The 23,209-nt window shown below is 68.1% G+C and carries 19 protein-coding genes; 5 read left to right on the top strand and 14 right to left on the bottom strand.

Going from position 1 to position 23,209, the window contains the following annotated elements; genetic code table 11:
* Window position 1 precedes the first annotated feature (1 nt).
* From C0012_RS06680 to C0012_RS06660, 5 genes are all read right to left on the bottom strand, one after another.
* Window positions 2-1,798, bottom strand: coding sequence for a peptidoglycan D,D-transpeptidase FtsI family protein (locus tag C0012_RS06680; RefSeq protein ID WP_110589345.1), 1,797 nt, complete (start codon window positions 1,796-1,798; stop codon window positions 2-4).
* 36 nt (window positions 1,799-1,834) lie between these two features.
* Window positions 1,835-2,410: a hypothetical protein gene (locus C0012_RS06675; protein WP_110589346.1), complete on the bottom strand. Its 576-nt coding sequence runs from the start codon at window positions 2,408-2,410 to the stop codon at window positions 1,835-1,837.
* Complete coding sequence (gene rsmH, locus C0012_RS06670) at window positions 2,407-3,351, bottom strand: 16S rRNA (cytosine(1402)-N(4))-methyltransferase RsmH (protein WP_110589347.1); 945 nt, start codon at window positions 3,349-3,351, stop codon at window positions 2,407-2,409. Before rsmH ends, C0012_RS06675 begins: the two co-directional genes overlap by 4 nt.
* A 106-nt stretch (window positions 3,352-3,457) precedes the next feature.
* Window positions 3,458-3,889, bottom strand: coding sequence for a division/cell wall cluster transcriptional repressor MraZ (gene mraZ, locus C0012_RS06665; protein WP_110589348.1), 432 nt, complete (start codon window positions 3,887-3,889; stop codon window positions 3,458-3,460).
* A 336-nt stretch (window positions 3,890-4,225) separates the two neighbouring features.
* The gene (locus tag C0012_RS06660; protein ID WP_110589349.1) at window positions 4,226-4,612 is read right to left on the bottom strand and encodes a DUF3040 domain-containing protein; all 387 of its coding nucleotides are present in this window, start codon (window positions 4,610-4,612) and stop codon (window positions 4,226-4,228) included.
* A gap of 68 nt (window positions 4,613-4,680) precedes the next feature.
* Here C0012_RS06660 and C0012_RS06655 point away from each other — a divergent pair, with 68 nt between their 5' ends.
* Window positions 4,681-5,796 (top strand): polyprenyl synthetase family protein, encoded by a 1,116-nt coding sequence (locus C0012_RS06655; RefSeq protein WP_110589350.1) that lies wholly within the window; start codon window positions 4,681-4,683, stop codon window positions 5,794-5,796.
* Between the two features lie 25 nt (window positions 5,797-5,821).
* On the opposite strand, the gene C0012_RS06650 is transcribed toward C0012_RS06655, so the two are convergent.
* On the bottom strand, window positions 5,822-6,175 hold the full coding sequence (locus C0012_RS06650; RefSeq protein ID WP_408631133.1) for an Rv2175c family DNA-binding protein: 354 nt from the start codon (window positions 6,173-6,175) through the stop codon (window positions 5,822-5,824).
* 141 nt (window positions 6,176-6,316) lie between these two features.
* Between C0012_RS06650 and C0012_RS06645 the strand changes: the two genes are divergently transcribed.
* Together C0012_RS06645 and pknB are read left to right on the top strand one after the other, a co-directional pair.
* On the top strand, window positions 6,317-7,558 hold the full coding sequence (locus C0012_RS06645) for a LysM peptidoglycan-binding domain-containing protein (RefSeq protein WP_110589351.1): 1,242 nt from the start codon (window positions 6,317-6,319) through the stop codon (window positions 7,556-7,558).
* Window positions 7,559-7,599: 41 nt separating this feature from the next.
* Window positions 7,600-9,591, top strand: a complete 1,992-nt coding sequence (pknB, locus tag C0012_RS06640; protein WP_232527813.1) for a Stk1 family PASTA domain-containing Ser/Thr kinase — start codon at window positions 7,600-7,602, stop codon at window positions 9,589-9,591.
* Window positions 9,592-9,644: 53 nt separating this feature from the next.
* Here the strand turns inward: pknB and C0012_RS06635 are convergent, their stop codons facing one another.
* Window positions 9,645-10,982 (bottom strand): class II 3-deoxy-7-phosphoheptulonate synthase, encoded by a 1,338-nt coding sequence (locus C0012_RS06635; RefSeq protein ID WP_110589352.1) that lies wholly within the window; start codon window positions 10,980-10,982, stop codon window positions 9,645-9,647.
* A 64-nt stretch (window positions 10,983-11,046) separates the two neighbouring features.
* Window positions 11,047-11,757: a lysophospholipid acyltransferase family protein gene (locus tag C0012_RS06630; RefSeq protein WP_110589353.1), complete on the bottom strand. Its 711-nt coding sequence runs from the start codon at window positions 11,755-11,757 to the stop codon at window positions 11,047-11,049.
* A gap of 202 nt (window positions 11,758-11,959) precedes the next feature.
* Between C0012_RS06630 and C0012_RS06625 the strand changes: the two genes are divergently transcribed.
* Window positions 11,960-13,789, top strand: a complete 1,830-nt coding sequence (locus C0012_RS06625; RefSeq protein WP_110589354.1) for an AMP-dependent synthetase/ligase — start codon at window positions 11,960-11,962, stop codon at window positions 13,787-13,789.
* 226 nt (window positions 13,790-14,015) lie between these two features.
* Here the strand turns inward: C0012_RS06625 and def are convergent, their stop codons facing one another.
* The 3 genes from def to C0012_RS06610 form a co-directional block, all read right to left on the bottom strand.
* A complete protein-coding gene (gene def, locus C0012_RS06620) occupies window positions 14,016-14,507 on the bottom strand; it encodes a peptide deformylase (protein WP_110589355.1) in 492 nt (163 codons plus the stop codon).
* Window positions 14,504-16,405, bottom strand: coding sequence for a nucleotide-binding protein (locus C0012_RS15680; RefSeq protein ID WP_232527812.1), 1,902 nt, complete (start codon window positions 16,403-16,405; stop codon window positions 14,504-14,506). The genes def and C0012_RS15680 overlap by 4 nt, the downstream gene beginning before the upstream one ends.
* Window positions 16,406-16,468: 63 nt before the next feature.
* Complete coding sequence (locus C0012_RS06610; RefSeq protein WP_110589356.1) at window positions 16,469-19,876, bottom strand: pyruvate carboxylase; 3,408 nt, start codon at window positions 19,874-19,876, stop codon at window positions 16,469-16,471.
* Between the two features lie 81 nt (window positions 19,877-19,957).
* Here C0012_RS06610 and C0012_RS06605 point away from each other — a divergent pair, with 81 nt between their 5' ends.
* Entirely contained in the window at window positions 19,958-20,773 is an 816-nt protein-coding gene (locus tag C0012_RS06605; RefSeq protein WP_110589357.1) for a ParA family protein, read from the top strand.
* Window positions 20,774-21,329: 556 nt separating this feature from the next.
* Here the strand turns inward: C0012_RS06605 and C0012_RS06600 are convergent.
* The 3 genes from C0012_RS06600 to C0012_RS06590 form a co-directional block, all read right to left on the bottom strand.
* Complete coding sequence (locus C0012_RS06600; protein WP_110589358.1) at window positions 21,330-21,872, bottom strand: MerR family transcriptional regulator; 543 nt, start codon at window positions 21,870-21,872, stop codon at window positions 21,330-21,332.
* A gap of 135 nt (window positions 21,873-22,007) precedes the next feature.
* Window positions 22,008-22,706, bottom strand: coding sequence for a transcriptional regulator FtsR (ftsR, locus tag C0012_RS06595; RefSeq protein ID WP_110589359.1), 699 nt, complete (start codon window positions 22,704-22,706; stop codon window positions 22,008-22,010).
* The gene (locus C0012_RS06590) at window positions 22,706-23,179 is read right to left on the bottom strand and encodes an FHA domain-containing protein (protein WP_110589447.1); all 474 of its coding nucleotides are present in this window, start codon (window positions 23,177-23,179) and stop codon (window positions 22,706-22,708) included. Before C0012_RS06590 ends, ftsR begins: the two co-directional genes overlap by 1 nt.
* Between the last annotated feature and the right edge of the window lie 30 nt (window positions 23,180-23,209).

Raw genomic sequence — 23,209 nt, 5'->3', positions numbered from 1 at the left:
GTCATTCTGCGAACTTGGGGAGCGGCTCGTACGGCTCCTCGGACGGCATCACACGGTAGGTCTTGAGCACCTGCGTCATCGCCTTCTGGAATGCCGGGGCCGTGGCCGCAGACGACGTTACTCTACGCGGCTCATCGAGGCTGACCATGACGACGTACTGAGGATCGTTTGCGGGAGCGATCCCCACGAGGCTCGTGAAGTACACGCCCGCCTTGTACCTGCCGTTGCCGTCCGTCTTCTGCGCCGTGCCTGTCTTCGCGGCGATGCGGTAGCCGGGCACCTGGATCATCTCCGAGACGGACCCCTCGTTGGCGACGTTCTCGAGGATCGACACGGTCTGCTGCGCCGCCTCGGCGCTCACCACGCGTTCGTCGTCGGGCAGGTCGGGCTCCGTGACCTCGCCGTCGGCACCCGTGCAGTTGTCGACGATGTGCAGCGGCTTGCGCACGCCATCGTTGGCGAGGGTCTGATAGGCGCTGACGACCTGCGGCATCGTGACCGTGAACGCCTGGCCGAACGTCGTCGCATAGCGGCTCTGGTTGTCCCACTCATCGACGGGGTGCAGGACGCCCGACTGCTCCCCCGTGAATCCGATCGGCGTCGGCGTACCGACGCCGAAGCGCTCGAGGTAGTCGTGGCGCGTCTCGTCCGGCACGAGCGTGCCGATCTTCGACAATGCCACGTTCGACGAGTCGACGAGCGCTCCGTTGACGGTGTACCGGTAGGTGGGGTGGTCGAAGCTGTCGCCGACGACCGCGCCGTTCGGGAACTGCTCGTAGCCAGACGCGACGATCTCGGTGAGCGGCGTCGCGGCGCCCTGATCGAGGACGGTGGCCGCGGTGATCGCCTTGAAGGTGGATCCGGGCTCGAACGACCGCGTGAAGACTTTCGCCCCGCGATACTCCTCGTCGACGGCAGACGGATCGTTCGGGTCGAGCGTCGGGTAGTCGACGGCGGCCTTCACCTCGCCCGTCGCGATCTCGACGACCATGATGGATCCGGCCTTCGCCTGCTGGGCCTCGACCTCTTCCTTCAGCATCTGCTGCAGATACCAGCTGAGGTCCGTGTCGATCGTGAGCTGCAGCGTCCCGCCGTCCTGCGCGGGCGTCTCGGTCGTCGTCCCGGGGATCCGCACGCCCGCGTCTCCGGAGCGCTGGTACTCGACCTTGCCATCCGTCGATTCGAGGCAGGCGTTCTCCAGCAATTCGTACCCGGCGAGCGGCGTATCGTCGCTCGTCCGGGTGAAGCCGACGAGGTTCCCGGCCACGGCGCCGTTGGGATAGGTGCGCGAGCGGTCGGTCTCGAACGTGATCATCGGCGCATCCAGCTCGAGGAGCGCCCGGTACTGCTCGGTCGTGAGACCGCGGTCGACGAGTGCCCATTGGGCATCGGGATTGCTCTCGAGGGCGTCCGCCGCGATCCGCTCGACCTCGGAACCGGACATCCCGATCACGTCGCCGATGCGCTCGGCGATGCGGCCCCACGATTCGACGTACACATCCCCCGCCTCGTCGATGCGCTTCACGTCGTCGGCCAGGCTCGGATCGATCGCGAGCGTGTAGCGCACCGAGCTGCTCGCGAGCACCTGTCCCTGATCGTCGACGATCTCGCCGCGCACGCCGTAGAGCGTGTCGGATCCCACGAAGTTCCCGACCTTCAGCGAGTCGTCGATGTGCTCCTGCGCCCGGACGACCTGAATGTCGACGAGGCGCACGGCGAAGGCCAGCAGCACGATGAGGATCACGACGGCGGCGATGGTCGTACGCCGCCGGGCGCTGCGGCTGACCCTCGTGTTCATGGGGCTCCTCGTGTTCCGATGCGGTCGCGGTCTCGGCTAGTGGGTCGCGGGCGACGGGAGGCCCCCGTCGATGACGGGCGCCTCGGGCACCTCTGCGGGCAGGTCTGGCGTCGACGGCCCCCCGACCGTCGCTTCGACGTCGGTCACGAGGGGGACGTCGGCGATGAGTGCATTCGCCGCGCCGCTGCCGGCGCCGACGTCGACGGTCGACCGCGATCCGGCCGGCTCACCGGATCCCATCACGCGACCATCGCTCAGGCGCAGGTAGCTCGGGGACGCGTCGATCACCATCCCGAGGGCCGACGCATTCGCCGCGAGGTACTGCGGAGACGCAAGGCCCGCGATCTCATCGGACAGCTCCTGGTGGTCGAGGGTGAGCTGACGCTGCTGGCTTTCGACAGCCGCAAGCTCGTAGCTGCTCTGCGCCGTGAGGATCGACAAACCCAGCTGCGCGGCTGCGATGAGAGCGGCGCCCGCTACGGCCGTGAGGGCGTAGGCCACGCGCGGCCGACGCCTCTTCGCCGGCTTCGCGACAGCGTGGAGATCGCGCTCTCTCGACGGCCGCGGTTCCGGCTCGTCGAATGGAAGGAGGTCGAGGTCTGCGAGGCTCATAGGTCTTCCCTCACCCTCTCGATGGCGCGCAGGCGAACCGGCTTCGCGCGCGGATTGCGCTCGGCTTCCGCATCCGAAGCTTGTTCTGCTCCGCGAACGACCAGGCGGAATCGCGGCGCGTGCTCGGGCAGCTCGACCGGCAGCCCCGCCGGTGCCGTCGATCGAGTCGCTTCCTGAAACAGTCGCTTCACGAATCGGTCCTCGAGCGACTGGTAGCTCAGGACGACGAGTCGCCCCCCGACGTCGAGCGAATCCAGCGCCGCGGGAATCGCCCGTTCGAGCGCGCGCAGCTCGCCGTTGACCTCGATGCGAAGCGCTTGGAACACGCGCTTCGCCGGATGCCCCGCGTTCTTGAGGGCGGCGGGCGTCGCCGCCTGCAGCACATCGACGAGCTCGCCCGATCGTGTGAGGGGCGTCGTCTTCCGCGCCTCGATGATCGCCCGCGCGTAGCGACCCGCGAGCTTCTCCTCGCCATAGCGTTCGAAGATGCGACGCAGATCGCCCTCGCCGTAGCTCGCGACGATGTCCGCCGCCGTGACTCCGGACGATTGGTCCATTCGCATATCGAGCGGCGCGTCCTGGGCGTATGCGAAACCGCGATCCGCCTCATCGAGCTGCAGGGAAGAGACGCCGAGGTCGTAGAGGACGGCACCCGCCCTCTCGCCGGCGAGGGCATCGAGGATGCCGTCGTAGACGGTGTGCACGAGCGTGACCCGTTCGCCGAACTCGGCGAGCCGCTCCCCCGCGATCCCGAGCGCCTGCTGGTCGCGGTCGAGCCCGACGAGGCGCGCCCTCGGAAACCTCTCGAGGACGGCCGCCGCGTGGCCGCCCATGCCGAGGGTGCCATCGACGTAGATCGCGTCGTCTGCGGCGAGCCCGGGCGCAAGCAGCTCGATGCAGCGATCGAGCATCACCGGAATGTGGATGTCATCGAGGCTCATGATGTTTCCGAAGAGGTTCGGGGCCCGGAGGCTGTGATCCCCATCCGCGCGACCTGTCACCGGGGAAGTGACGACAGGGTCGCGGCTGGGAGTCGCAGCCGCCGGATCAGAACAGTCCCGGGATCACCTCCTCCTGCATCTCGGCGAACGAATCCTCATTGCTCTCGAGGTAGCTGTTCCAGGCGTTCGCGTCCCAGATCTCAGCGTGTGCCCCCACGCCCGTCACGATGAGCTCCTTGCTGAGCCCGGCGTACTGACGAAGGTGCTGCGGGATCGTGACGCGGTTCTGGCCGTCGGGCGTCTCGGCACTCGCGCCGGAGAGGAACATGCGCATGAAGTCGCGGGCTTGCTTGTTGCTGAGGGGGGCCTGGCGGATCCGCTCGTGCACCTGTTCGAACTCCGACGTCGAGAAGACGTAGAGACACCGCTCCTGCCCACGGGTGACGACGACGCCTCCCGCGAGCTCCTCGCGGAACTTCGCGGGCAGGATGACGCGGCCCTTGTCGTCGAGCTTCGGTGTGTGCGTGCCCAGCAGCATCGGCCGTTCACCCCCTGACGTGATCGCCCCTCCGTGAGGTGCGCACCACATTACTCCACTTTCCCCCACGCGCCAGGGTCAAACCGGTGATCGGCAGCAATACCACACTTCGGAACCCGCGAAATCACGCGGAAGAGGCGCAGTGGAGGGAAGTGGAAGGAGAAGTCAATGAGCCCGCCTCACGACGGCGTGTCGCGGCCCCCGACACGCATGGGTGGAGAGATGTGGGGGGGACGACGAAACGCGCCGTTCACCGGGAGCGGCGCGTCACCGTGCGCACACGCAAAGAACGCCGCCCCCGAAGGGACGGCGTTCTTTGCGTGGGTGCGTCGGCGGTCAGCCCTGCTGCCGTCGATCCCACCTGTCGTTCATCTTGTCCATGAAGGACCCGTCGGACGGCGAAGAGCGCGGGGCACGTGGTTCACGGCCCGCCTCAGAACCCGGCGAGGTCGACTTGCCCGGCGCCACCGCGAGGATGACACCGCCAAGCATGGCGCCGAAGCCGACGACCCCGACGATCACGCTCACCGTGACCGCGACGTTCCACAGGGCAATGCCCGCGATCACGCCTGCGAGGCCGAAGAGCACGAGAAGCGCGCCGATCAGCAGATTGCGGTAGCTGAGCGTGCGATTGGCGCCAGGATGCACGACGTCGGCGTCGTTGTGCATGAGCTGGCGCTCCATCTCATCGAGAAGTCGCTGCTCCTGCTCGGAGAGTGGCATCGGTAACCCCCTCGGGTGGAAAGGTCGACTTACATTCTATCGCCGAAGCGTCCACCTAGGCTAGTTGTGTGTCGCCCGCTCATGCCATCATCTCAGCCATCTCCGAGCGGTTGGAGGGTTTCACCCGCGCACGACGCCGAGAAGTGGAGCTCGACGAGGTCTTCGCAGGCGCTCCTCACGGCGATCCCGCGGCCCTCCTGCTCCTGGAACATGCGGAACAGGCGCTCGCAGGCGGCAAGCGACTGCGCGCGCAATTCGCATTCTGGGGATGGCGTGCCGCGACGCGCACGCCGGGCGCGCCGCCCGCGCACGTCCTCGACCTCGGCGCATCGCTCGAGGTCTTCCAGGCCGCCGCGCTCGTGCACGACGACATCGTCGACAATTCCGACACACGCCGCGGACGCCCCGCATCGTGGCGAGCGCTCGAGACCGCTCACGACGAGCGTGGCTGGTCGGGCTCGGGAGAGGCCTTCGGTCGCTCCGGAGCGATCCTCCTCGGCGATCTGCTGCTCGGTTGGAGCGACGACCTGCTCGAGCGAGCCCTCGCCGCCCTTGACGATGCTCGGCACGCCGACGCGGCGCGCGCCGTGTACGCGCGGATGCGGCGCGACGTGATCCTCGGGCAGTTCCTCGACATCGCGGAGGAGTCGGCATGGCCCACCCTCCCGGACGAGGCCCACGCCGACCGCGCCCTCCGCATCGCCGTCCTGAAGTCGGCGCGATACAGCGTGCAGCAGCCCCTGCTGATCGGCGCCGAGCTCGGCGGCGCGGAGGCTCACACGCGGAAATCGCTCACCGACATCGGACCGCCGCTCGGACTCGCGTTCCAACTCCGCGACGACGTGCTCGGCGTCTTCGGCGACCCCGTCGTCACGGGCAAGCCATCCGGAGACGATCTCCGTGAGGGAAAGCGCACCCTCCTCGTTGCGTATGCCCGTGAAGGCATGGACGGGTCCGAGCGCAAGCGATTCGACTCGCGTCTCGGCGCCGACGATCTCTCGGACGGCGAGATCGCCCACCTTCAGGACATCGTGCGCGCCTCGGGCGCGCTCGCGCGTGTCGAGGAGCTGATCTCCCGCCAGCGCGGCGTCGCGGAACGCGCCCTCGAGCGGGCAGACCTCGACGAGACGACGAGCGCCGAACTGGGCGCACTTCTCGAAGCCGCCACGGCGCGGACCTCATAGCCGCGCCCGCCGAGGCGGAGTTCCGTCAGCCGAGGGCGACCGCGACGCGACGGACCTCAGCCTTGCGTCCCGCCAGCAGCGACTCGATCGGTGCGTTCCCGAGACTCGGCTCCTCAGCGAAGAGCCACTCGATGATCTCCTCATCGTCGAGCCCCACATCCTGCAGCACGATCACCGTGCCGCGCAGCGAGGCCAGGGGGCGGTCGCCGTCGATGAACGCCGCCGGAACGACGCGGACGCCTTCCCGGCGCACCGCGACGAGCATGCGGTCGTCGAGCATCCGGTTCACTCGCCCAGGGGTCTCGCCCAGCCTCTCGGCGACATCGGAGAGCGTCAACCAGTCCATCGCGTCCGCACCGGACACCGCATCATCAGTCACCCCTCGATTCTCGCACGCCGCCCTTGCGAGTCCCGTTCGTCACACCAGTCACATCCGTTATCACCAGTTGACACCCCTATACGTCCGTGACACCGTGATCTCTGCCGATGTGTGTGATCGGCCGAATCTGAGGGAGATCCGATGCCCCCCACTGCACGCGCCCTGACTACCGCCCCCGTCGCCATGACGAGCGCCGTCGCACTCGCCCTCGGCTCGGCGCCTGCCGTCGCCGCCGAATCGAATCCACGGACGCACGCGCGCACGCTGCCCGACCGGGCGGCCACGAGCATGTCCTCGACCGTCACGGCGACGTCCGAGCCGCGCCCCGGCTACGCGAGCGGCGCCGCAGGCGGTGCGACCTACACGGTGCAATCGGGCGACACGCTCACGGGGATCGCCATCCGACACGGGCTGCGAACCGTCGATCTGATCACGTGGAACGGTCTCAGCTGGTCGAGCATCATCCATCCCGGCGACGAGCTCACGCTTCGCGCGACTGCTGCGGCTCCCGACGGGGGCGGCCAGGACCGCACCACGAAGCCCTCGGGCGCTACGCACATCGTGAAGGCCGGAGACACTCTCTGGGCCCTCGGCCAGCACTACGGCGTGACCGTCCGCGATCTCACCGACACCAACGATCTCGGTGCGGCCGCGGTCATCTTCCCCGGGCAGGAGCTCACGATCCCCGGGGCGGGCGACGGCTCCTCTGGGGGCGGCACGGATGCTTCCGGATCCGCCGATTCTGGTGCCGAGCAGCCAGCCGCGCCGGCCGGCACCGACACGTCCTACACCGTCGAAGCGGGCGACACTTTCTGGGCAATCGCCGCCGAGCACGGGTTGACGGTCGGAGCACTGCTCGACCTCAACGGCCTCGACGAGGGCGCGATCATCTATCCTGGCCAGGACATCATCGTCGCGCGCGCCGATCCGAAGCCCGACCGCGTGCCGTCGATCTACGACTCGCCCGAATACGACCTGCAGGCGACGCTCAACGCACCCCAGGCCGAGAACGCCGCGCTCATCATCGGCGTCGGCCGCAGCCTCGGCGTTCCCGAAAGCGGCATCGCGATCGCCCTCGCGACCGCGATGGTCGAGTCGGGACTGCGCAATCTCGACTGGGGCGACCGCGATTCCGTGGGCCTGTTCCAGCAGCGTCCGAGCGCAGGATGGGGAGATGCCGAGGATCTCCTCGACCGCGGGATCTCGACCCGCACATTCTTCGTCGGCGCGAGCGACGGCGCAACGCGCGGCCTGCTCGACATCCCCGGCTGGCAGTCCATGGGATTCGGCGAGGCCGCGCAGGCTGTCCAGATCTCGGCCTTCCCGGAACGATACGACCGCTGGCGCGTCGCCGCATACGGCTGGCTCGCCCAGCACAGGTGAGTCCTCCGGGTCCCCGGAGGCGGTGTCCCTAGAATCGAGTCGTGTCTCCTCGCCCTGTCGCCGACCCCCTCGTGGGGCGGCTCGTCGACGGCAGATACCGCGTGCGCGGCCGCGTCGCGCGCGGCGGGATGGCGACGGTCTACCTCGCGACCGATCTGCGTCTGGAGCGGCGCGTCGCTCTGAAGGTGATGCACCACCATCTCAGTGACGACGACCGATTCCAGAGCAGGTTCATCCAGGAGGCCCGTGCCGCCGCGCGCCTGAGCGATCCGCACGTCGTGAGCGTGTTCGATCAGGGACAGGACGGCGACATCGCCTACCTCGTGATGGAGTACCTTCCGGGCGTCACCCTGCGGGACCTGCTGACGGATCAGACCCGCCTGCCCGTCGACCATGCCGTGACGGTCATGCATGCCGTCCTCTCAGGCCTCGCGTCCGCTCACCGGGCCGGATTCATCCACCGCGATGTCAAGCCCGAGAACGTGCTGATCGCCGAGGACGGCCGCATCAAGATCGGCGACTTCGGCCTCGCGCGCGCGACAACGGCCAACACGGCGTCCGGACAGCAGCTCCTCGGCACGATCGCATACCTCGCACCCGAGCTCGTCACGCAGGGAACGGCCGACGCGCGCACCGACATCTACGCTCTCGGCATCATGCTGTACGAGATGCTCACGGGCGAGCAGCCGTATCAGGGCGAGCAGCCCATGCAGATCGCGTATCAGCACGCGACCGAGCAGGTGCCGCGCCCGAGCTTCCTGAACCCCGCCGTGCCCGAACAGCTCGACGAACTCGTCCTCTGGTCAACCGAGCGCTCCCCCGATGAGCGGCCCGCCGATGCCCAGGAGATGCTCGACCGGCTGCTCGAGATCGAGGATCAGCTCGGCATCGTTCCGCTGGCACCCCGCAGCCGCCTTGCACCGGCGATACACGATGACGGCGCTGACGAGGAAGGCGAGACGAAGCTCCTCCCACCCTCGCTCAACACGGGAGAGGTCACGAGTGTCCTCAGCGGGACGGCGCCCGTGGGCTCCGCCCCCGCAAACGAGGGCAACGCCGAACGCCTGCGCGTGAAGACCCGACGACGCCGCGTCCGCGGTGCGTGGGCGACAAGCATCATCCTGATTCTCGCCCTCGTCGCGGGCGGCGCCGGATGGTGGTTCGGATCGGGCCCCGGCTCTCGTGTGCTCGTGCCGAACTTCGCCCAGAACGCGACGTTCGACGAGGCCTCGCAGCAGCTTGCCGCACTCGAGCTCACGGCAGTCGAGGAGACGGCGAACAGCCTTGACGTGCCCGCAGGCCGGATCCTCGAGGTCTCACCCGCGCCCGGCACCCAGGTGTACCCCGGCGACGAGGTGACCATCACCACCTCCGTCGGCCCCGCGAGCGTGCGTCTCGGCTCATTCCGCGGCATGACCCGCGAGCAGGTCGAGGACTACGCGACCGACGCGGCGATCGACGTGCCGGACGAACCTTCTCAGGTCTTCGACGACAGCGACGCCGGAACGGTCATCGGCGCGCGCATCACGCCCGCCGGGTCCGACGAAAGCTACGGCTGCCTCGAGGGCTGCGAAGCACACCAGGGCGACACACTCGCCCTCACCGTGTCGGCCGGTCCCGTCCCCGACGTGCAGGATCTCTCGATCGATGCGGCGCGGGAGCGCCTCGAGGAAGCCGGCCTCGAGGTCTCAGAGCAGACCGAGAAGTGGTACAGCGATCAGTATGCGGCCGGCTTCGTGATCGGCCTCGTCGACATCCCAGAAGGCGAATCCCTCCGCCCCGGTGACTCCGTCACGCTCATCGAATCGCTGGGGCCGGAACCCGTCGCAGTCCCCGATGTCGCCGGAATGACGAGGAACGCAGCCGTCGCCGCACTCGAAGCGGAGGGCTTCGAGGTGACGTACAACGGCCTCTGGAACGCCTGGCCGGACGCCTGGACGACGGTCACGGGGACCGACCCCGAAGCAGGATCCGAGCACGTTCCGGAACAGACAACCGTGACGATCTACATCGACAACACCGGCGCCGTCTGACACGAACGGCCCCGCGCGCCCTCTCGGGCGGCGGGGCCGTTTCAGGCTCCGGCTCAGCGCTTCTCGAGCTCCTCGGCGACGAGGAACGCCAGTTCGAGCGACTGCATGTGGTTGAGACGCGGATCGCACAGGGACTCGTAGCGTGTCGCGAGGGCCTGCTCGTCGATCCGTTCGGACCCGCCGAGGCACTCGGTCACATCGTCTCCCGTGAGTTCGACGTGGATGCCGCCCGGGTGCGTCCCCGCGGCGCGGTGGGCCTCGAAGAACCCGCGCACCTCGTCGACGACGTCGTCGAAGCGGCGCGTCTTGTAGCCGGTCGGCGTCGCGAAACCGTTGCCGTGCATGGGGTCGGTCACCCACAGCGGCTGCGCCCCCGATGCCTTGACAGCTTCGAGCAGCGGCGGCAGCGCCTCGCGGATCTTCCCGGCCCCCATGCGCGTGATGAAGGTGAGTCGACCGGGCTCGCGCTCCGGATCGAGCTTGTCGATGAGGGAAAGCGCCGTCTCGGGCGTCGTCGTCGGCCCGAGCTTCACGCCGATCGGATTGCGCACCTTGGAGAAGAAATCGATGTGCGCGCCGTCAAGCTCGCGGGTGCGCTCACCGACCCAGATGAAGTGCGCCGACGTGTCGTAGACCTCTCCCGTGCGGGAATCCACGCGCGTGAGCGGCCGCTCGTAGTCCATGAGCAAGCCCTCGTGGCCGGTGTAGAAATCGACGCGCTTGAGTTCTTCGAAGTCGGCACCGGCCGCCTCCATGAACTTGATCGCGCGGTCGATCTCGGTGGCCATGTGCTCGTATCGCTTGTTGGCGGGATTCTCGGCGAAGCCCTTGTTCCACGAGTGCACCTCGCGCAGATCGGCGAAGCCACCCTGCGTGAACGCGCGGATGAGGTTCAGCGTGCTCGCCGCCGTGTGGTACGCGGATAGTAGGCGCTGCGGATCCGCCGTGCGCGACTCCTCCGTGAAGTCGAAGCCGTTGACGATCTCACCGCGGAACGCCGGCAGCGTCACATCGCCGCGCGTCTCCGTATCCTTCGAACGCGGCTTGGCGAACTGCCCCGCCATACGCCCCATCTTGACGATGGGCATCGAGGCGCCGTAGGTGAGGACGACAGCCATCTGAAGGACAGTCTTGATGCGGTTGCGGATCTGATCGGCCGTCGCCCCCGCGAAGGTCTCGGCGCAGTCGCCGCCCTGCAGCAGAAACGCCTCGCCGGCCGCGGCGCGACCGAGGCGATAGCGCATCTCGTCGACCTCGCCCGCGAAGACGAGCGGCGGAAGAGTCGCCAGCTCGGCCGACACCAGCTCGACTGCGGCCCGATCGGGCCACTGCGGCTGCTGCTTGATGGGAAGTTCGCGCCATGCATCGAGCGCGTCGAGGGAGTGCTGCATGCCAACAGCCTATCGGCCTGCGCCCACACCTCGGTGCCTCGTGACGGCCAGAGACACGACGGGCTCAAGAGAACGTACTCTTCGCCGCCTTCCCCTCCTCCTCCGCGCGCTGGCGGTGCTTCGACGCGTACTCGTCGACGTACTCCTGCCCGCCGAGCTGCTGCAGCGCAACCATGATCTCGTCGGTCACGCTTCGCAGCACGAAACGATCGTCCTCAAGTCCCTCATAGCGCGAGAAGTCGAGCGGCTCACCGATGACCATGCCCACGCGCATGATCCGCGGCATCGACGCTCCGATCGGCAGCATCGTGTCGGTGTCGACCATGACGACCGGGATCACGGGAACCTTCGCCACGAGCGCCATGCGTGCAAGGCCGGTTCGCCCCTTGTAGAGACGCCCGTCCGGGCTGCGGGTGCCCTCGGGATAGATGCCGAGCAGGTCGCCGCGGCCGATGACCTGCAGCGCCGTGTTGAGTGCCGCTTCCGAAGCGGATCCGCCCGATCGGTCGATCGGGATCTGGCCCGTCCCCTTCATGAACCACTTCGTGGCCCAGCCCTTCGGTCCCTTCCCTGTGAAGTACTCCGATTTGGCGAGGAACGACATCGTGCGATCGAGCATGAGCGGCAGGAAGATCGAGTCGACGACCGACAGGTGATTGCTCGCGAGGATCGCCGCGCCCTGCTTGGGCACATGCTCCACGCCGGTGATCCAAGGACGGAACACGGCCTTCAGCACCGGGCCGATGACCAGGTACTTGAGGATCCAGTAAATCACTGCGGCGACACTCCAGACGGTGGGGACGGCGATGAGTCTAGCCCGACACGGCCAGCGCGCCCGCGCGCGATGCCTCCTCTGATTGTCGTTCGTAGACAAGCCACTGGCGGTCCTCTTCCACCCGGCCCTAGACTCGGCGGAACATCACGACCCGCGCGGATGACGACGCGCGCATCCCCCGTCCGGTATCAAAGGAGCTGCCGTGATCGAGTTCTCCGCCGATCTCATCGTGCCGACCGACCCGAACCGCAATATCAGCGACATCCTCGCCGACCGCGTGAAGAAGACGCCCGACAAGGCTCTGTTCGGGATCCCCGACGGCGACGGGTGGCGCGACAAGACCGCGCGCGAGTTCGAAACGGAAGTGATCCGCCTCGCGAAGGGCTTCGTTGCCTCCGGGATCCGCCCGGGAGACAAGGTCGGGCTCCTCGCCCGGACGACCTACGAGTGGACACTCGTCGACTTCGCGCTGCACTACGCCGGGGCGATCCTGGTTCCCGTCTACGAGACGAGTTCCTCCGATCAGATTCAGTGGATCCTGTCCGACTCGGGCGCCGTCGCCCTCATGGTCGAGACCGAGCAGCACGACGAGCGCTTCGCCGAGGTGCGCGATGCTCTCCCCCTCGTCGGACTGTACTGGCGCATGGATACCGGCGCGCTCGACGAACTGGTCGAGCTGGGCGCCGAGGTCGAAGACGATGAGATCGAGCGACGCCGCCATCTCGCCCGCGGCGACGATGTCGCGACGATCATCTACACCTCTGGATCCATGGGACGCCCGAAGGGGTGTGTGCTCACCCACAGCAACTTCGTCGACACCGCGCAGAATGCGTACGCCGCCCTGTCCGAAGTCTTCGAGCAGCCCGGGGCGTCCACTGTTCTCTTCATCACGACGGCTCACGTGTTCGCGCGCTTCATGTCCGTGCTCTACGTGCACGCGGGGTTGCGCACGGGCCACGAGCCCAACACGAAGAACCTCGTCAAGACGCTCGGCTCCTTCCGCCCGACAGTCCTGCTCGCGGTCCCCCGGGTGTTCGAGAAGGTCTACAACTCGGCTGATCAGAAGACGACGTCGGAAGGCAAGGGCGCGATCTTCCAGCGCGCGGCGAAGGTCGCGATCGAACATGCTCGCCGAGAGCAGGAGGGCGAGCGCATCGGTCCCGTGCTCGCACTCCAGTTCCGCCTCTTCGACAAGCTCGTCTACGGCAAGCTGCGCGAACTCATGGGTGGGCGCGTAACATACGCGGTGTCCGGCTCCGCTCCCCTCGGCCCCCGCCTCGGGTACTTCTTCCGCGGGCTCGGCATCAAGATCCTTGAGGGGTATGGGCTCACCGAGAGCACGGCCCCCGCGACTGTCAACCGCCCGGACCACATCCGCGTCGGCACAGTCGGCACCCCGTTGCCGGGAGTGGGGGTCCGCATTGCCGAAGACGGGGAGATCCACGTCAAGGGTGTGAATGTGTTCCGCGAGTACTGGCGCAATCCCGAGGCGACGGAGGAAGCGTTCGACGGTTCTTGGTTCCGCACAGGCGACCTCGGGGCACTCGACGAGGATGGCTGCCTGTCGATCACCGGCCGCAAGAAGGAGATCATCGTGACAGCGGGCGGCAAGAACGTCGCCCCGACCATGCTCGAGGACCCGATCCGCGCGAATCCGATCATCGGCCAGGTCGTCGTCGTCGGAGATCAGAAGCCGTTCATCTCGGCGCTCGTCACCCTCGACCCCGAGATGCTCCCCGCCTGGCTCGCGACCCACGGCGAGTCGAGCGACCTCACCCTCGAACAGGCTGCGCGCACCGCCGTCGTCCGTGAGGAGGTCCAGCGGGCGATCGACGGGGCGAATGCGCGCGTGTCACGGGCCGAGTCGATCCGCGAGTTCGTCATCCTGCCCACCGAGTGGACGGAGGCTTCGGGCCATCTGACGCCGAAGCTGTCGATCAAACGCGCCATCATCCTCGCGGATTTCGCCGAGGAGATCGAACGCATCTATTCGGGCCCCAAGGACGTCACGTCCAATATCGCGATCGGCTGAACGACGACGGGCGGATCCGTCGAGCGGCGAAGCCGGATCCGCCCCATCAGAGGCGCTGAACCTCGTCACCCCTTTGGCAGCGAGACCAGGCGGACGGCGAAGCCGGATCCGCCCCATCAGAGGCGCTGAACCTCATCGCCCCTTTGGCAGCGAGACCAGGCGGACGGCGAAGCCGGATCCGCCCCATCAATGGCGCTGAATCTCGTCGCCCCTTTGGCGGCGAGATTCAGAACCAGTCGCTCTCGCGCACCTCGCGCATCGCGATGCGGCGGGCGTCCTTCGTGAGCCGTTGCAGGTAGACGACGCCGTCGAGGTGATCGGTCTCGTGCTGCAGCATCTGAGCGAACAGCCCCTCGCCCTCGAGGACGACGGGTCGACCCTCGACGTCGATGCCTTCGGCGCGCGCGTAGGGGTGACGGAGCGCCTCGTGCCAGAGGTTCGGCACGGACAGGCAGCCTTCCCCCGTCGGGACGGGTTCACCGCTCACCTCGACGATCCTCGGGTTGAGGATCGCGCCGACGCGGTCGTCGACGTTGTAGCTGAACGCGCGGAGTCCGACGCCGATCTGCGGGGCAGCCACGCCAGCGCGCCCCGGCACCTTCACGGTCTCGATGAGGTCGTCGACGAGAGCGCGAACGCCGTCGTCGATGTCGGTGATCTCGGTGCACGGGGTGCGGAGCACGGGATCCCCGTAGAGGCGGATCTCGCGGACAGTCATGCGGTGCGGATCCCCTCGACGACGAGAGCAGCGAGCCTCCGCGCGGCGTCGCGCGTGGAACGCCCGAGCTCGTGGAATGGGATCGCGCTGCCGGTGGCGAGCTGCGCGTCGTACGGAATGTGCACGACGGCGCCGACACGCGAGCGGAAGTGCGTCTCGAGTTCGTCGACGCGAACGTGCGACTTGGCGGGCGAGTCCTCATTGATGACGACGACAGCCCGTCGCGCCGCGTCAGCGTGGCCGTTCGTCTCGAGCCAGGTGAGGGTCTCGGAGGCGAGGCGCGCCTCGTCGACGCTCGTTCCCGAGACGATGACGATCTGATCGGCGAGGTCGAGCGTCGCATCCATGACAGAGTGCACGATGCCGGTGCCCGTATCGGTGAGGACGATCGAGTAGAAGTGCTGCGCGATCTCGGCGACCTCGCGATAGTCGCTGTCGCTGAATGCGTCGGCGATGTGCGGGTCCGCGTCCGACGCGAGGACATCGAGGCGGGTGGCGTCTCGGACGACGTGCGCTGAGATGTCGCCATAGCCCTGCACCTCGTCGCGTCCTCGCACGAGATCGCGCACCGTCTTCCCGGACGGCTTCGCGATGCGTTCGGCGAGCGTCCCACGGTCAGGATTGGCGTCGACGGCGACGACACGGTCGTCGCGCGCATCGGCGAGCGCCATGCCGAGCAGGGCCGTGACGGTGGTCTTGCCGACGCCGCCCTTGCGACTGAGAACGGGGACGAAGCGTGCGCGTCCCGGCAGCGGCGCTGCGATGCGGCTCATGAGCTCTCGGCGGGCGCGCGTGCGCTTGCCGTCACCGAGGTTGATGGCGCCCCGCGTCATCGCGTACACGATGCGGCGCCACGGGTCCTCGGGCTCGGGACGCCGGATGGCACCCGTGTCAAGCAGGCGCTCGTCGGTCAGGACTTCGCTCGGTTCGCGGTCGGCGTCGATGCTCATCCGGTCGGCGCGCAGGGCCGCCGTCTCCGGCGTCATCGAACGCGCCGGCGGTTTGAGGAACGACGAACGTCCGACCCGCGCAGCCGCCTGCACCCGGTTGGCCGTCCCCTCCGAGACGGCTGCCGGGACGGGGCTCGGCTCGCGAACGGCGATCGAGGGCGTCTCCCCACGCGGCGTGTCGCCGTTCACGGACTCGGTCGTCTTCTCCGCCGAGGGCGCGTCATCGGCTGCGGGAACGTCCTCACCCGCGGAAAGGTCATCGGCGTCGCCAGCGACATCTGGCTCCGCCGCCTCATCAGCGTCGGTCGATACTTCGGCGTCGGTCAGCGCCTCAGCATCGGTCAGCGCCTCAGCATCGGTCGGCGCCTCAGCATCTGCGGCGACCGCGCCTTCGGCGTCCCGCTCATCCTCCGCACCCGGTGCGTCCGCGGCCGCGACCGGCTCGTCATCTGCGTCCGAGGCGACAGGCTCGCCATCCACGCCCGCACCGACAGGCTCGCCGTCGACCGCAGCCTCGTCACCGGATCCGATCTTCGTCTCGTCATCGTCGGTGTCGACGGGAACGACGTCGCCCTCGTCCCGCTCTTCGTCCGATCGGGCTTCGTCCTCATCGGCGCCCGACTCATCCTCGTCGGCATCAGCGCCCGACTCGTCGTCGCCCTGTGTCGGCGCTTCGTCGGACCCCGAGGATCCGTCGGTGCCTTCTTCGACGCGGTCGGTCTCGTCGTCTTCGGGATCCGACTCCGCGTCACGACGCGCGATCTCCTCCGCGGAGAGCTCGTCGGCCGTGACTTCGTCGTCGGCGTCGTCGTCGCGATAACCCGCGGGGAGGGTCACAGGAACCTGCGCCGTGATGCCAAGGTCGATGGCGGTCGTGTCGATGCCCGCGTCGTCGAGCACACCGTGCTCGTTCTGGTCGTCAGGCGACGACGTGCGATCTGCTGCCAAGGGGAACTCCTGAGGTACCGGGGCGGGATCCACCCGCGGCGGGAGGCTCCCGCCGCGGAAAGGTTACTCGGACGGCGCGATAACGACCAAAAGGTCGCCGGCGTCAACCTGCTGCGTTGCGGCGATCGCGACGCGCTCGACGATTCCCGTCGCCGTCGCGCCGACGGCTGCCTCCATCTTCATCGCCTCGATCGAGGCGACGGGCTGACCTGCCTCGACGGCGTCTCCGGGGGCGACCTTGAGCGTGACAACACCCGAGAACGGCGCCGCGACATGCCCTGTGTTCGCGCGATCGGCCTTCTCCGCCTCGTGAACATCGACCTCGATCGAGCGGTCACGTACCTCGACGGGACGCAGCTGACCGTTGAGCGTCGTCATGACGGAGCGCATGCCCTTCTCGTCAGCATCACCGATCGACTCGAGGCCCAGATACAGCTCGACGCCCTTCTCCAACTCGACCACGTGCTCACGGCCCGATTCGAGACCGTACAGGTAGTCGGCCGTGTCGAGGACGGAGATGTCTCCATACGCGCGCCGGTTCTCGTCGAAGACCGTCGTCGGCTGCGGGAACAGCAGCTGATTGAGCCGCCCGCGCCGCGTCGCCGAGTCGGCGTCGAGAGCCTCACGATCCTCGTCCGAGATCGGCGTGGTGCCGACACCGACATCCCGCCCCGCCAGCACCTTCGTGCGGAAGGGCTCGGGCCACCCTCCGGGGAGTTCCCCGAGCTCGCCGGCCATGAAGGAGACGACGGAGTCGGGCACGTCGTACTTCTCGGGGTTTCGCTCGAAGTCATCCGGATCCGCCTTGACGGCCGCGAGGTGCAGAGCGAGGTCGCCGACGACCTTCGACGACGGCGTGACCTTGGGGATCCGTCCGAGCATGCGATCCGCGGCCGCATACATGTCTTCGATCAGCTCGAAATCATCGGCGAGGCCGAGTGCGATCGCCTGCTGGCGCAGGTTCGACAGCTGCCCTCCCGGGATCTCGTGAGTGTAGACGCGCCCCGTGGGCCCGGCCAGGCCCGACTCGAACGGGGCGTAGAGATGGCGGACAGCCTCCCAATATGGTTCGAGGTCGGCGATGCTCTGGAGATCGAGTCCCGTGTCGCGAGACGTGTGGGCGAGGGACGCGACGAGCGACGACAGCGCGGGCTGGCTCGTCGTTCCGGCCAGCGGCGCGGCAGCCGCGTCGACAGCGTCCGCGCCGGCCGCGCTCGCCGAGAGCAGCGTGCCGAGCTGACCGCCCGCGGTGTCGTGCGTGTGCACGTGCACCGGGAGCGCGAACTCGCGACGCAGCGCGGTGACGAGTTTCGCCGCGGCCGCGGGGCGCAGAAGACCAGCCATGTCCTTGATCGCGAGGACGTGCGCCCCTGCGTCCACCATCTGCTCCGCGAGCCGCAGATAGTAGTCGAGCGTGTACAGATCCTCGGCCGGGTTCAGCAGATCGCCGGTGTAGCAGAGCGCCGTCTCAGCGACCGCCGTCCCCGTCTCCCTGACCGCGTCGATCGCGGGGCGCATCTGCGAGACATCGTTGAGCGCATCGAAGATGCGGAAGATGTCGATGCCCGTTTCGGCGGCCTCACGCACGAACGCGTCGGTGACCTCGGTCGGGTACGGGGTGTAGCCGACGGTATTGCGCCCACGCAGCAGCATCTGGATCGCGACATTCGGCAGCGCCTCCCGCAAGCGTTCGAGCCGCTCCCAGGGATCCTCCGCGAGGAAACGCAGCGCGACGTCGTAGGTCGCCCCACCCCATGCCTCGACCGAGAGCAGCTGCGACTCGAGGCGGGCAACGTGGGGGGCGACGCCGACGAGATCGCGCGTGCGCACTCGCGTGGCGAGCAGCGACTGGTGCGCGTCGCGGAACGTCGTCTCGGTGACCGCGAGAGCCTTCTGCTCGCGCAGGGCTGCGGCAAAACCATCGGGGCCGAGCTCGCGCAACCGCTGTCGGCTTCCCGCGGGCGCCGGCGCATCGAGATCGATCGCGGGCAGCTTCATCCGCGGATCCACAAGCGCAGGGCGCTCGCCGTGAGGCCTGTTGACGGTCGTGTCGGCCATCCATCGCAGCAGCTTCGTTCCGCGGTCCTTCGACACGCGCCCCTTGAGTAGTTCGGGACGCTCGTCGATGAACGACGTCGACAGATCGCCCGCCACGAAGGCGGGGTCATCGAGGACGGCGCGAAGGAAGGGGATGTTCGTCGCAACGCCACGGATCCGGAACTCCGCAAGCGCGCGTCGAGCGCGCGCCACGGCAGCCGGGAAGTCGCGCCCGCGCACCGTGAGCTTCGCGAGCATCGAATCGAAGTGCGGCGACACCTGCGATCCGGCCGCCGTCGTCCCGCCATCGATACGGATCCCCGCGCCGCCCGGGGAACGGTAGGTCGTGATCTTCCCCGTATCGGGGCGGAAGCCGCTCGAGGGGTCTTCGGTCGTGATGCGGGTCTGCAGCGCCGCGCCGTGCAGGACGATCTCGTCCTGCGTGAGTCCGAGCGCGACGAGGTTCTCGCCCGAAGCGATGCGCATCTGCGTCTGCACGAGGTCGACGTCCGTGACTTCCTCCGTCACGGTGTGCTCGACCTGGATCCGCGGATTCATCTCGATGAACACGACCTCGCCGCTGCGCGGCCCGGCCGTCTCGAGGAGGAACTCGACGGTGCCCGCATTGACGTATCCGATGGACTCGGCGAAGGCGACCGCGTGGCGGTGCAGCTCCCGGGCAATCTCAGGGTCGAGGTTCGGTGCGGGGGCGAGCTCGACGACCTTCTGGTGGCGGCGCTGCACTGAGCAGTCGCGCTCGTACAGGTGCACCGTGCTCCCGTCGCCGTCGGCGAGGATCTGCACCTCGATGTGGCGGGGGCGCAGAACGGCCTGCTCGAGGAACATGCGTGCGTCCCCGAAGGCGCTGCCGGCCTCGCGCATGGCCTCCTCAAGCGCAGGCGCGAGGTCGTCCTTGGCGTCGACGCGGCGCATTCCGCGACCGCCGCCGCCCGCGACCGCCTTCGCGAAAAGCGGGAAGCCGATATCGTCGGCCTGCGCCACCAGCGCGTCGACGTCGTCCGTCGCCTCCGTCGACTGCAGGACGGGGACTCCCGCCGCGATCGCGTGTTCCTTGGCCGTGACCTTGTTGCCCGCCATCTCGAGCACATGCGAGGGCGGACCGATGAAAGTGATGCCGTTCTCGGCGGCCTTCGCGGCGAGATCCGGGTTCTCCGAGAGGAACCCGTAGCCCGGATAGATCGCATCGGCGCCCGATTCGACCGCCACGCGCACGATCTCATCGACGTCGAGATACGCGCGTACCGGATGACCTTCTTCGCCGATCTGATACGCCTCGTCTGCCTTCAGTCGGTGCAGCGAGTTCCGGTCTTCGATCGGGAACACCGCGACCGTTCGGGCGCCGAGTTCGTAGGCGGCGCGGAATGCGCGGATCGCGATCTCTCCGCGATTGGCGACGAGGACCTTCGAGAACATGTGCCTCCCTCGGGCAGATTCTCCGCCGATTCCTCGACAGATGGGGACGGCTCACAGCATAGGGGACGGTAGCGTAGGGATGTGCACGTACTCAGCGTCAGTTCTCTGAAGGGCGGCGTCGGTAAGACGACGGTGACCCTGGGCCTCGCCTCCGCCGCGTTCGCCCGCGGCATCCGCACGCTCGTCGTCGACCTCGACCCGCAGTCCGATGTGTCGACGGGTCTCGATGTGCAGACCGCCGGCCGACTCAACGTGGCCGATGTGCTCGAGAACCCGAAGGAGAAGACCGTCCGGCAGGCGATCGCGTCGAGCGGCTGGACGAAGGTGCACCCCGGCAAGATCGACATCATGCTGGGCAGCCCCTCTGCCATCAACTACGACGGACCGCACCCCTCCGTGCGCGATGTGTGGAAGATGGAGGAGGCCCTCGCCCTCATCGAGGACGAGTACGACCTCGTGCTCATCGACTGCGCCCCCTCTCTCAACGCCCTGACGCGCACCGCCTGGGCGGCGAGCGACCGCGTGTGCGTCGTCACCGAGCCGGGCCTGTTCTCCGTCGCGGCCGCCGACCGCGCGTTGCGTGCGATCGAGGAGATCCGCCGCGGTCTGTCGTCGCGCCTGCAGCCCCTCGGCATCATTGTCAATCGCGTACGCCCTCAGTCGGTCGAGCACCAGTTCCGCATCAAAGAGCTGCGCGACATGTTCGGTCCGCTCGTCCTCGAGCCGCAGCTGCCCGAGCGCACCTCCCTGCAGCAGGCTCAGGGCGCCGCGAAGCCGCTGCACGTCTGGCCCGGCGAGTCCGCGCAAGAGCTCGCGGCCGACTTCGACCAGCTTCTCGACCGGATCGTCGAGGCGGGTCACATCGAGATCCCCGAATCGGGCCCGCAGGCACACTGACGGGGCCACCCGCCCCACCGGTGCCGAACGGTCGCTTGCGCCCCACGGGTGCCAAACGGTCGCCAACGCGCACCGAAACGACCACAACACACCGCTAGCCCGCACGGTCCCCCACGCCCACTGGTGCCGCCGAGCTACCCACACCCCACCGGCGCCAAACGGTCATCGACGTGCACCGGAACGACCACAACACACCGCTAGCCCGCACGCTCCCCCACGCCCACTGGTGCCGCCGAGCTACCCACGCTCCACCGGTGCCAAACGGTCATCGACGTGCACCGGAACGACCACAACGCACCGCTAGCTTGCACGGTCCCCCACGCCCGCTGGTGCCGTACGGGTACCCCACGCGTTGACGGTGCCAAACGGTCGTCGACGTGCGCCGGAACGACCACAACGCACTGCTAGCCCCCACCCCGCCGGTGCCGCACGGGTACCCACGCGCTACCGGTGCCAAACGGTCACCAACGCGCACCGGAACAACCACAACGCACCCGCGAACGCTGATACGGGAACGATCGCAAGTGCGACCGGTCGACGGGCGTGAGGCGCCCCGTTACGCGGTCTTCTTGGCCCGGCGAGCGGCGAGCTCGTCAACGGGATCCGGCGTGGCCGGGTCGAACTCGACGAGCGTCGACTCGACCTCGCGCAGGACCTTGCCGACGGCGATCCCGAAGACGCCCTGACCGCGGCTGACGAGGTCGATCACCTCGTCGTTCGAGGTGCAGAGGTAGACCGACGCACCGTCACTCATGAGCGTCGTTCCCGCGAGGTCGCGGATACCGGAGGCACGGAGCTGCTCCACCGCGACCCGAATCTGCTGCAACGAGATCCCGGTGTCGAGGAGTCGCTTGACGAGCTTGAGGACGAGGATGTCGCGGAACCCGTAGAGGCGCTGCGAGCCGGATCCGTGCGCGCTGCGGATCGTCGGAACGACAAGATCCGTACGTGCCCAGTAGTCGAGCTGGCGGTAGGTGATGCCCGCGGCCTTCGCGGCGACGGCGCCGCGATACCCCATATCGGGATCGAGCTGCGGCAGGCCGTCGGTGAAGAGAAGGTCGACGGCGAAGCCGCTGTCGTGGGGGTGTCCCGCGCTCATCATCGTCCTCTCTGCGAAGGTGTCTCCCCCACAGTACGGCCGCTGAGGGCCCCCATCAACGACATCCGCTTCCGACGAAGCGGCGTGTCGATCAAGCGTTATCAATCGTGATCCACGCACCCGCACGATCCCGGTCTATCCGGGAAGGATCCGGTCGAGAGCCTGCTGCACGAAGATGCTGCGAACCTCGTCGAGGCGCTCCGCGAGCTGCGGCGCCAGCTCGTTCGCACGAGCGCGCGACACGTGGTCCGCCCGGCGCAGCATGGGTGACAGGGAGGCTTCGATGAGCGCCACTTCTCGATCGGCGCTCTGGCGCATCGCGCGGACGTGGCGCGGATCGATGCCGTGCCTCTCGAGCGCGACGAGACCGCGCAGCAGCGCGACGTGCCGATTGTCGTACATCTCTGCCGGAGCGATGAGACCGAGGCTGAACGCGTCGTTCAGCAGCTGCGAAGGCGCCTCGGCAGCTTCGAGAAGCTCCGCGCGGGAGAAGGTGCGCCCCTGCGGGTGGATGGACGCGGGTGCCTGCGGGAGATCGGGCGAACGGCCTGCGTCGATGTCATCCAGGTACGTGCGGATGACACTGAGCGGCAGGTAGTGGTCGCGCTGCAGCGTCAGCGCAAGGCGCAGCCGCTCGACGTCAGACGGCGAGAACTTCCGATATCCGGACGCAGTGCGCTGCGGTGAGACGATCCCCTGCACTTCGAGGAAGCGCAGCTTGCTCGAGGTGAGTGCGGAAAACTCGCCCGAGAGCTTCGACAGCACCTGCCCGATCGAGAGCAGCGACTGCGACCCCTTCGCGGCGGATCCGCCTTTCGCGGCCGCCGCACCCATCAGGAACCTGCCGCCGGAAGGTCGCGCGGGGAGCTGAAGAAGTTGAGCCGGAACTTGCCGATGCGCACCTCGTCGCCGTTGCGCAGCTGGGCACGGTCGACGCGCTCGCCACTGACATACGTGCCGTTGAGCGAACGCTGATCGACGAGCTCGAAGCTGCCGCGGTTTCGGGTGATCTCGGCGTGACGCCGCGACACGGTCACGTCGTCGAGGAAGATGTCGGCCTCAGGGTGGCGACCGACGATGGTCGCGTCGCTGTCGAGGAGATAACGCGCGCCCGCCTGCGGACCGGAACGCACGAGCAGGAGCGCGGCGCTCGCCGGAAGTGCGGCGACCGCATCGAGCTCGGCCTGCGACAACTCGCCGTGGAAGGGAACGAATGACAAATCGGAATCATGCCCGAACGTCTGGGTGTGGTCGCCGGTCCCGTCGTGACCGGACGCGCTCGGGATGTGCCTTGTGGCCGTCGACATCGGCTCGTACTGCTGCTCAGACACGCGCGC

The organism is Microbacterium suaedae (assembly GCF_003254645.1).
Taxonomy (GTDB): Bacteria; Actinomycetota; Actinomycetes; order Actinomycetales; family Microbacteriaceae; genus Microbacterium; species Microbacterium suaedae.
Note: the sequence above shows the minus strand (reverse complement) of the source record. Positions and strands in the feature narration are given on the sequence as shown.

Coding starts and splice junctions, on each gene's coding strand:
- C0012_RS06680 (WP_110589345.1), bottom strand. CDS start 1,798: ATGAACACGAGGGTCAGCCGCAGCGCCCGGCGGCGTACGACCATCGCC.
- C0012_RS06675 (WP_110589346.1), bottom strand. CDS start 2,410: ATGAGCCTCGCAGACCTCGACCTCCTTCCATTCGACGAGCCGGAACCG.
- rsmH (WP_110589347.1), bottom strand. CDS start 3,351: ATGAGCCTCGATGACATCCACATTCCGGTGATGCTCGATCGCTGCATC.
- mraZ (WP_110589348.1), bottom strand. CDS start 3,889: ATGCTGCTGGGCACGCACACACCGAAGCTCGACGACAAGGGCCGCGTC.
- C0012_RS06660 (WP_110589349.1), bottom strand. CDS start 4,612: ATGCCACTCTCCGAGCAGGAGCAGCGACTTCTCGATGAGATGGAGCGC.
- C0012_RS06645 (WP_110589351.1), top strand. CDS start 6,317: ATGCCCCCCACTGCACGCGCCCTGACTACCGCCCCCGTCGCCATGACG.
- C0012_RS06635 (WP_110589352.1), bottom strand. CDS start 10,982: ATGCAGCACTCCCTCGACGCGCTCGATGCATGGCGCGAACTTCCCATC.
- def (WP_110589355.1), bottom strand. CDS start 14,507: ATGACTGTCCGCGAGATCCGCCTCTACGGGGATCCCGTGCTCCGCACC.
- C0012_RS06610 (WP_110589356.1), bottom strand. CDS start 19,876: ATGTTCTCGAAGGTCCTCGTCGCCAATCGCGGAGAGATCGCGATCCGC.
- C0012_RS06600 (WP_110589358.1), bottom strand. CDS start 21,872: ATGAGCGCGGGACACCCCCACGACAGCGGCTTCGCCGTCGACCTTCTC.
- ftsR (WP_110589359.1), bottom strand. CDS start 22,706: ATGGGTGCGGCGGCCGCGAAAGGCGGATCCGCCGCGAAGGGGTCGCAG.
- C0012_RS06590 (WP_110589447.1), bottom strand. CDS start 23,179: ATGTCGACGGCCACAAGGCACATCCCGAGCGCGTCCGGTCACGACGGG.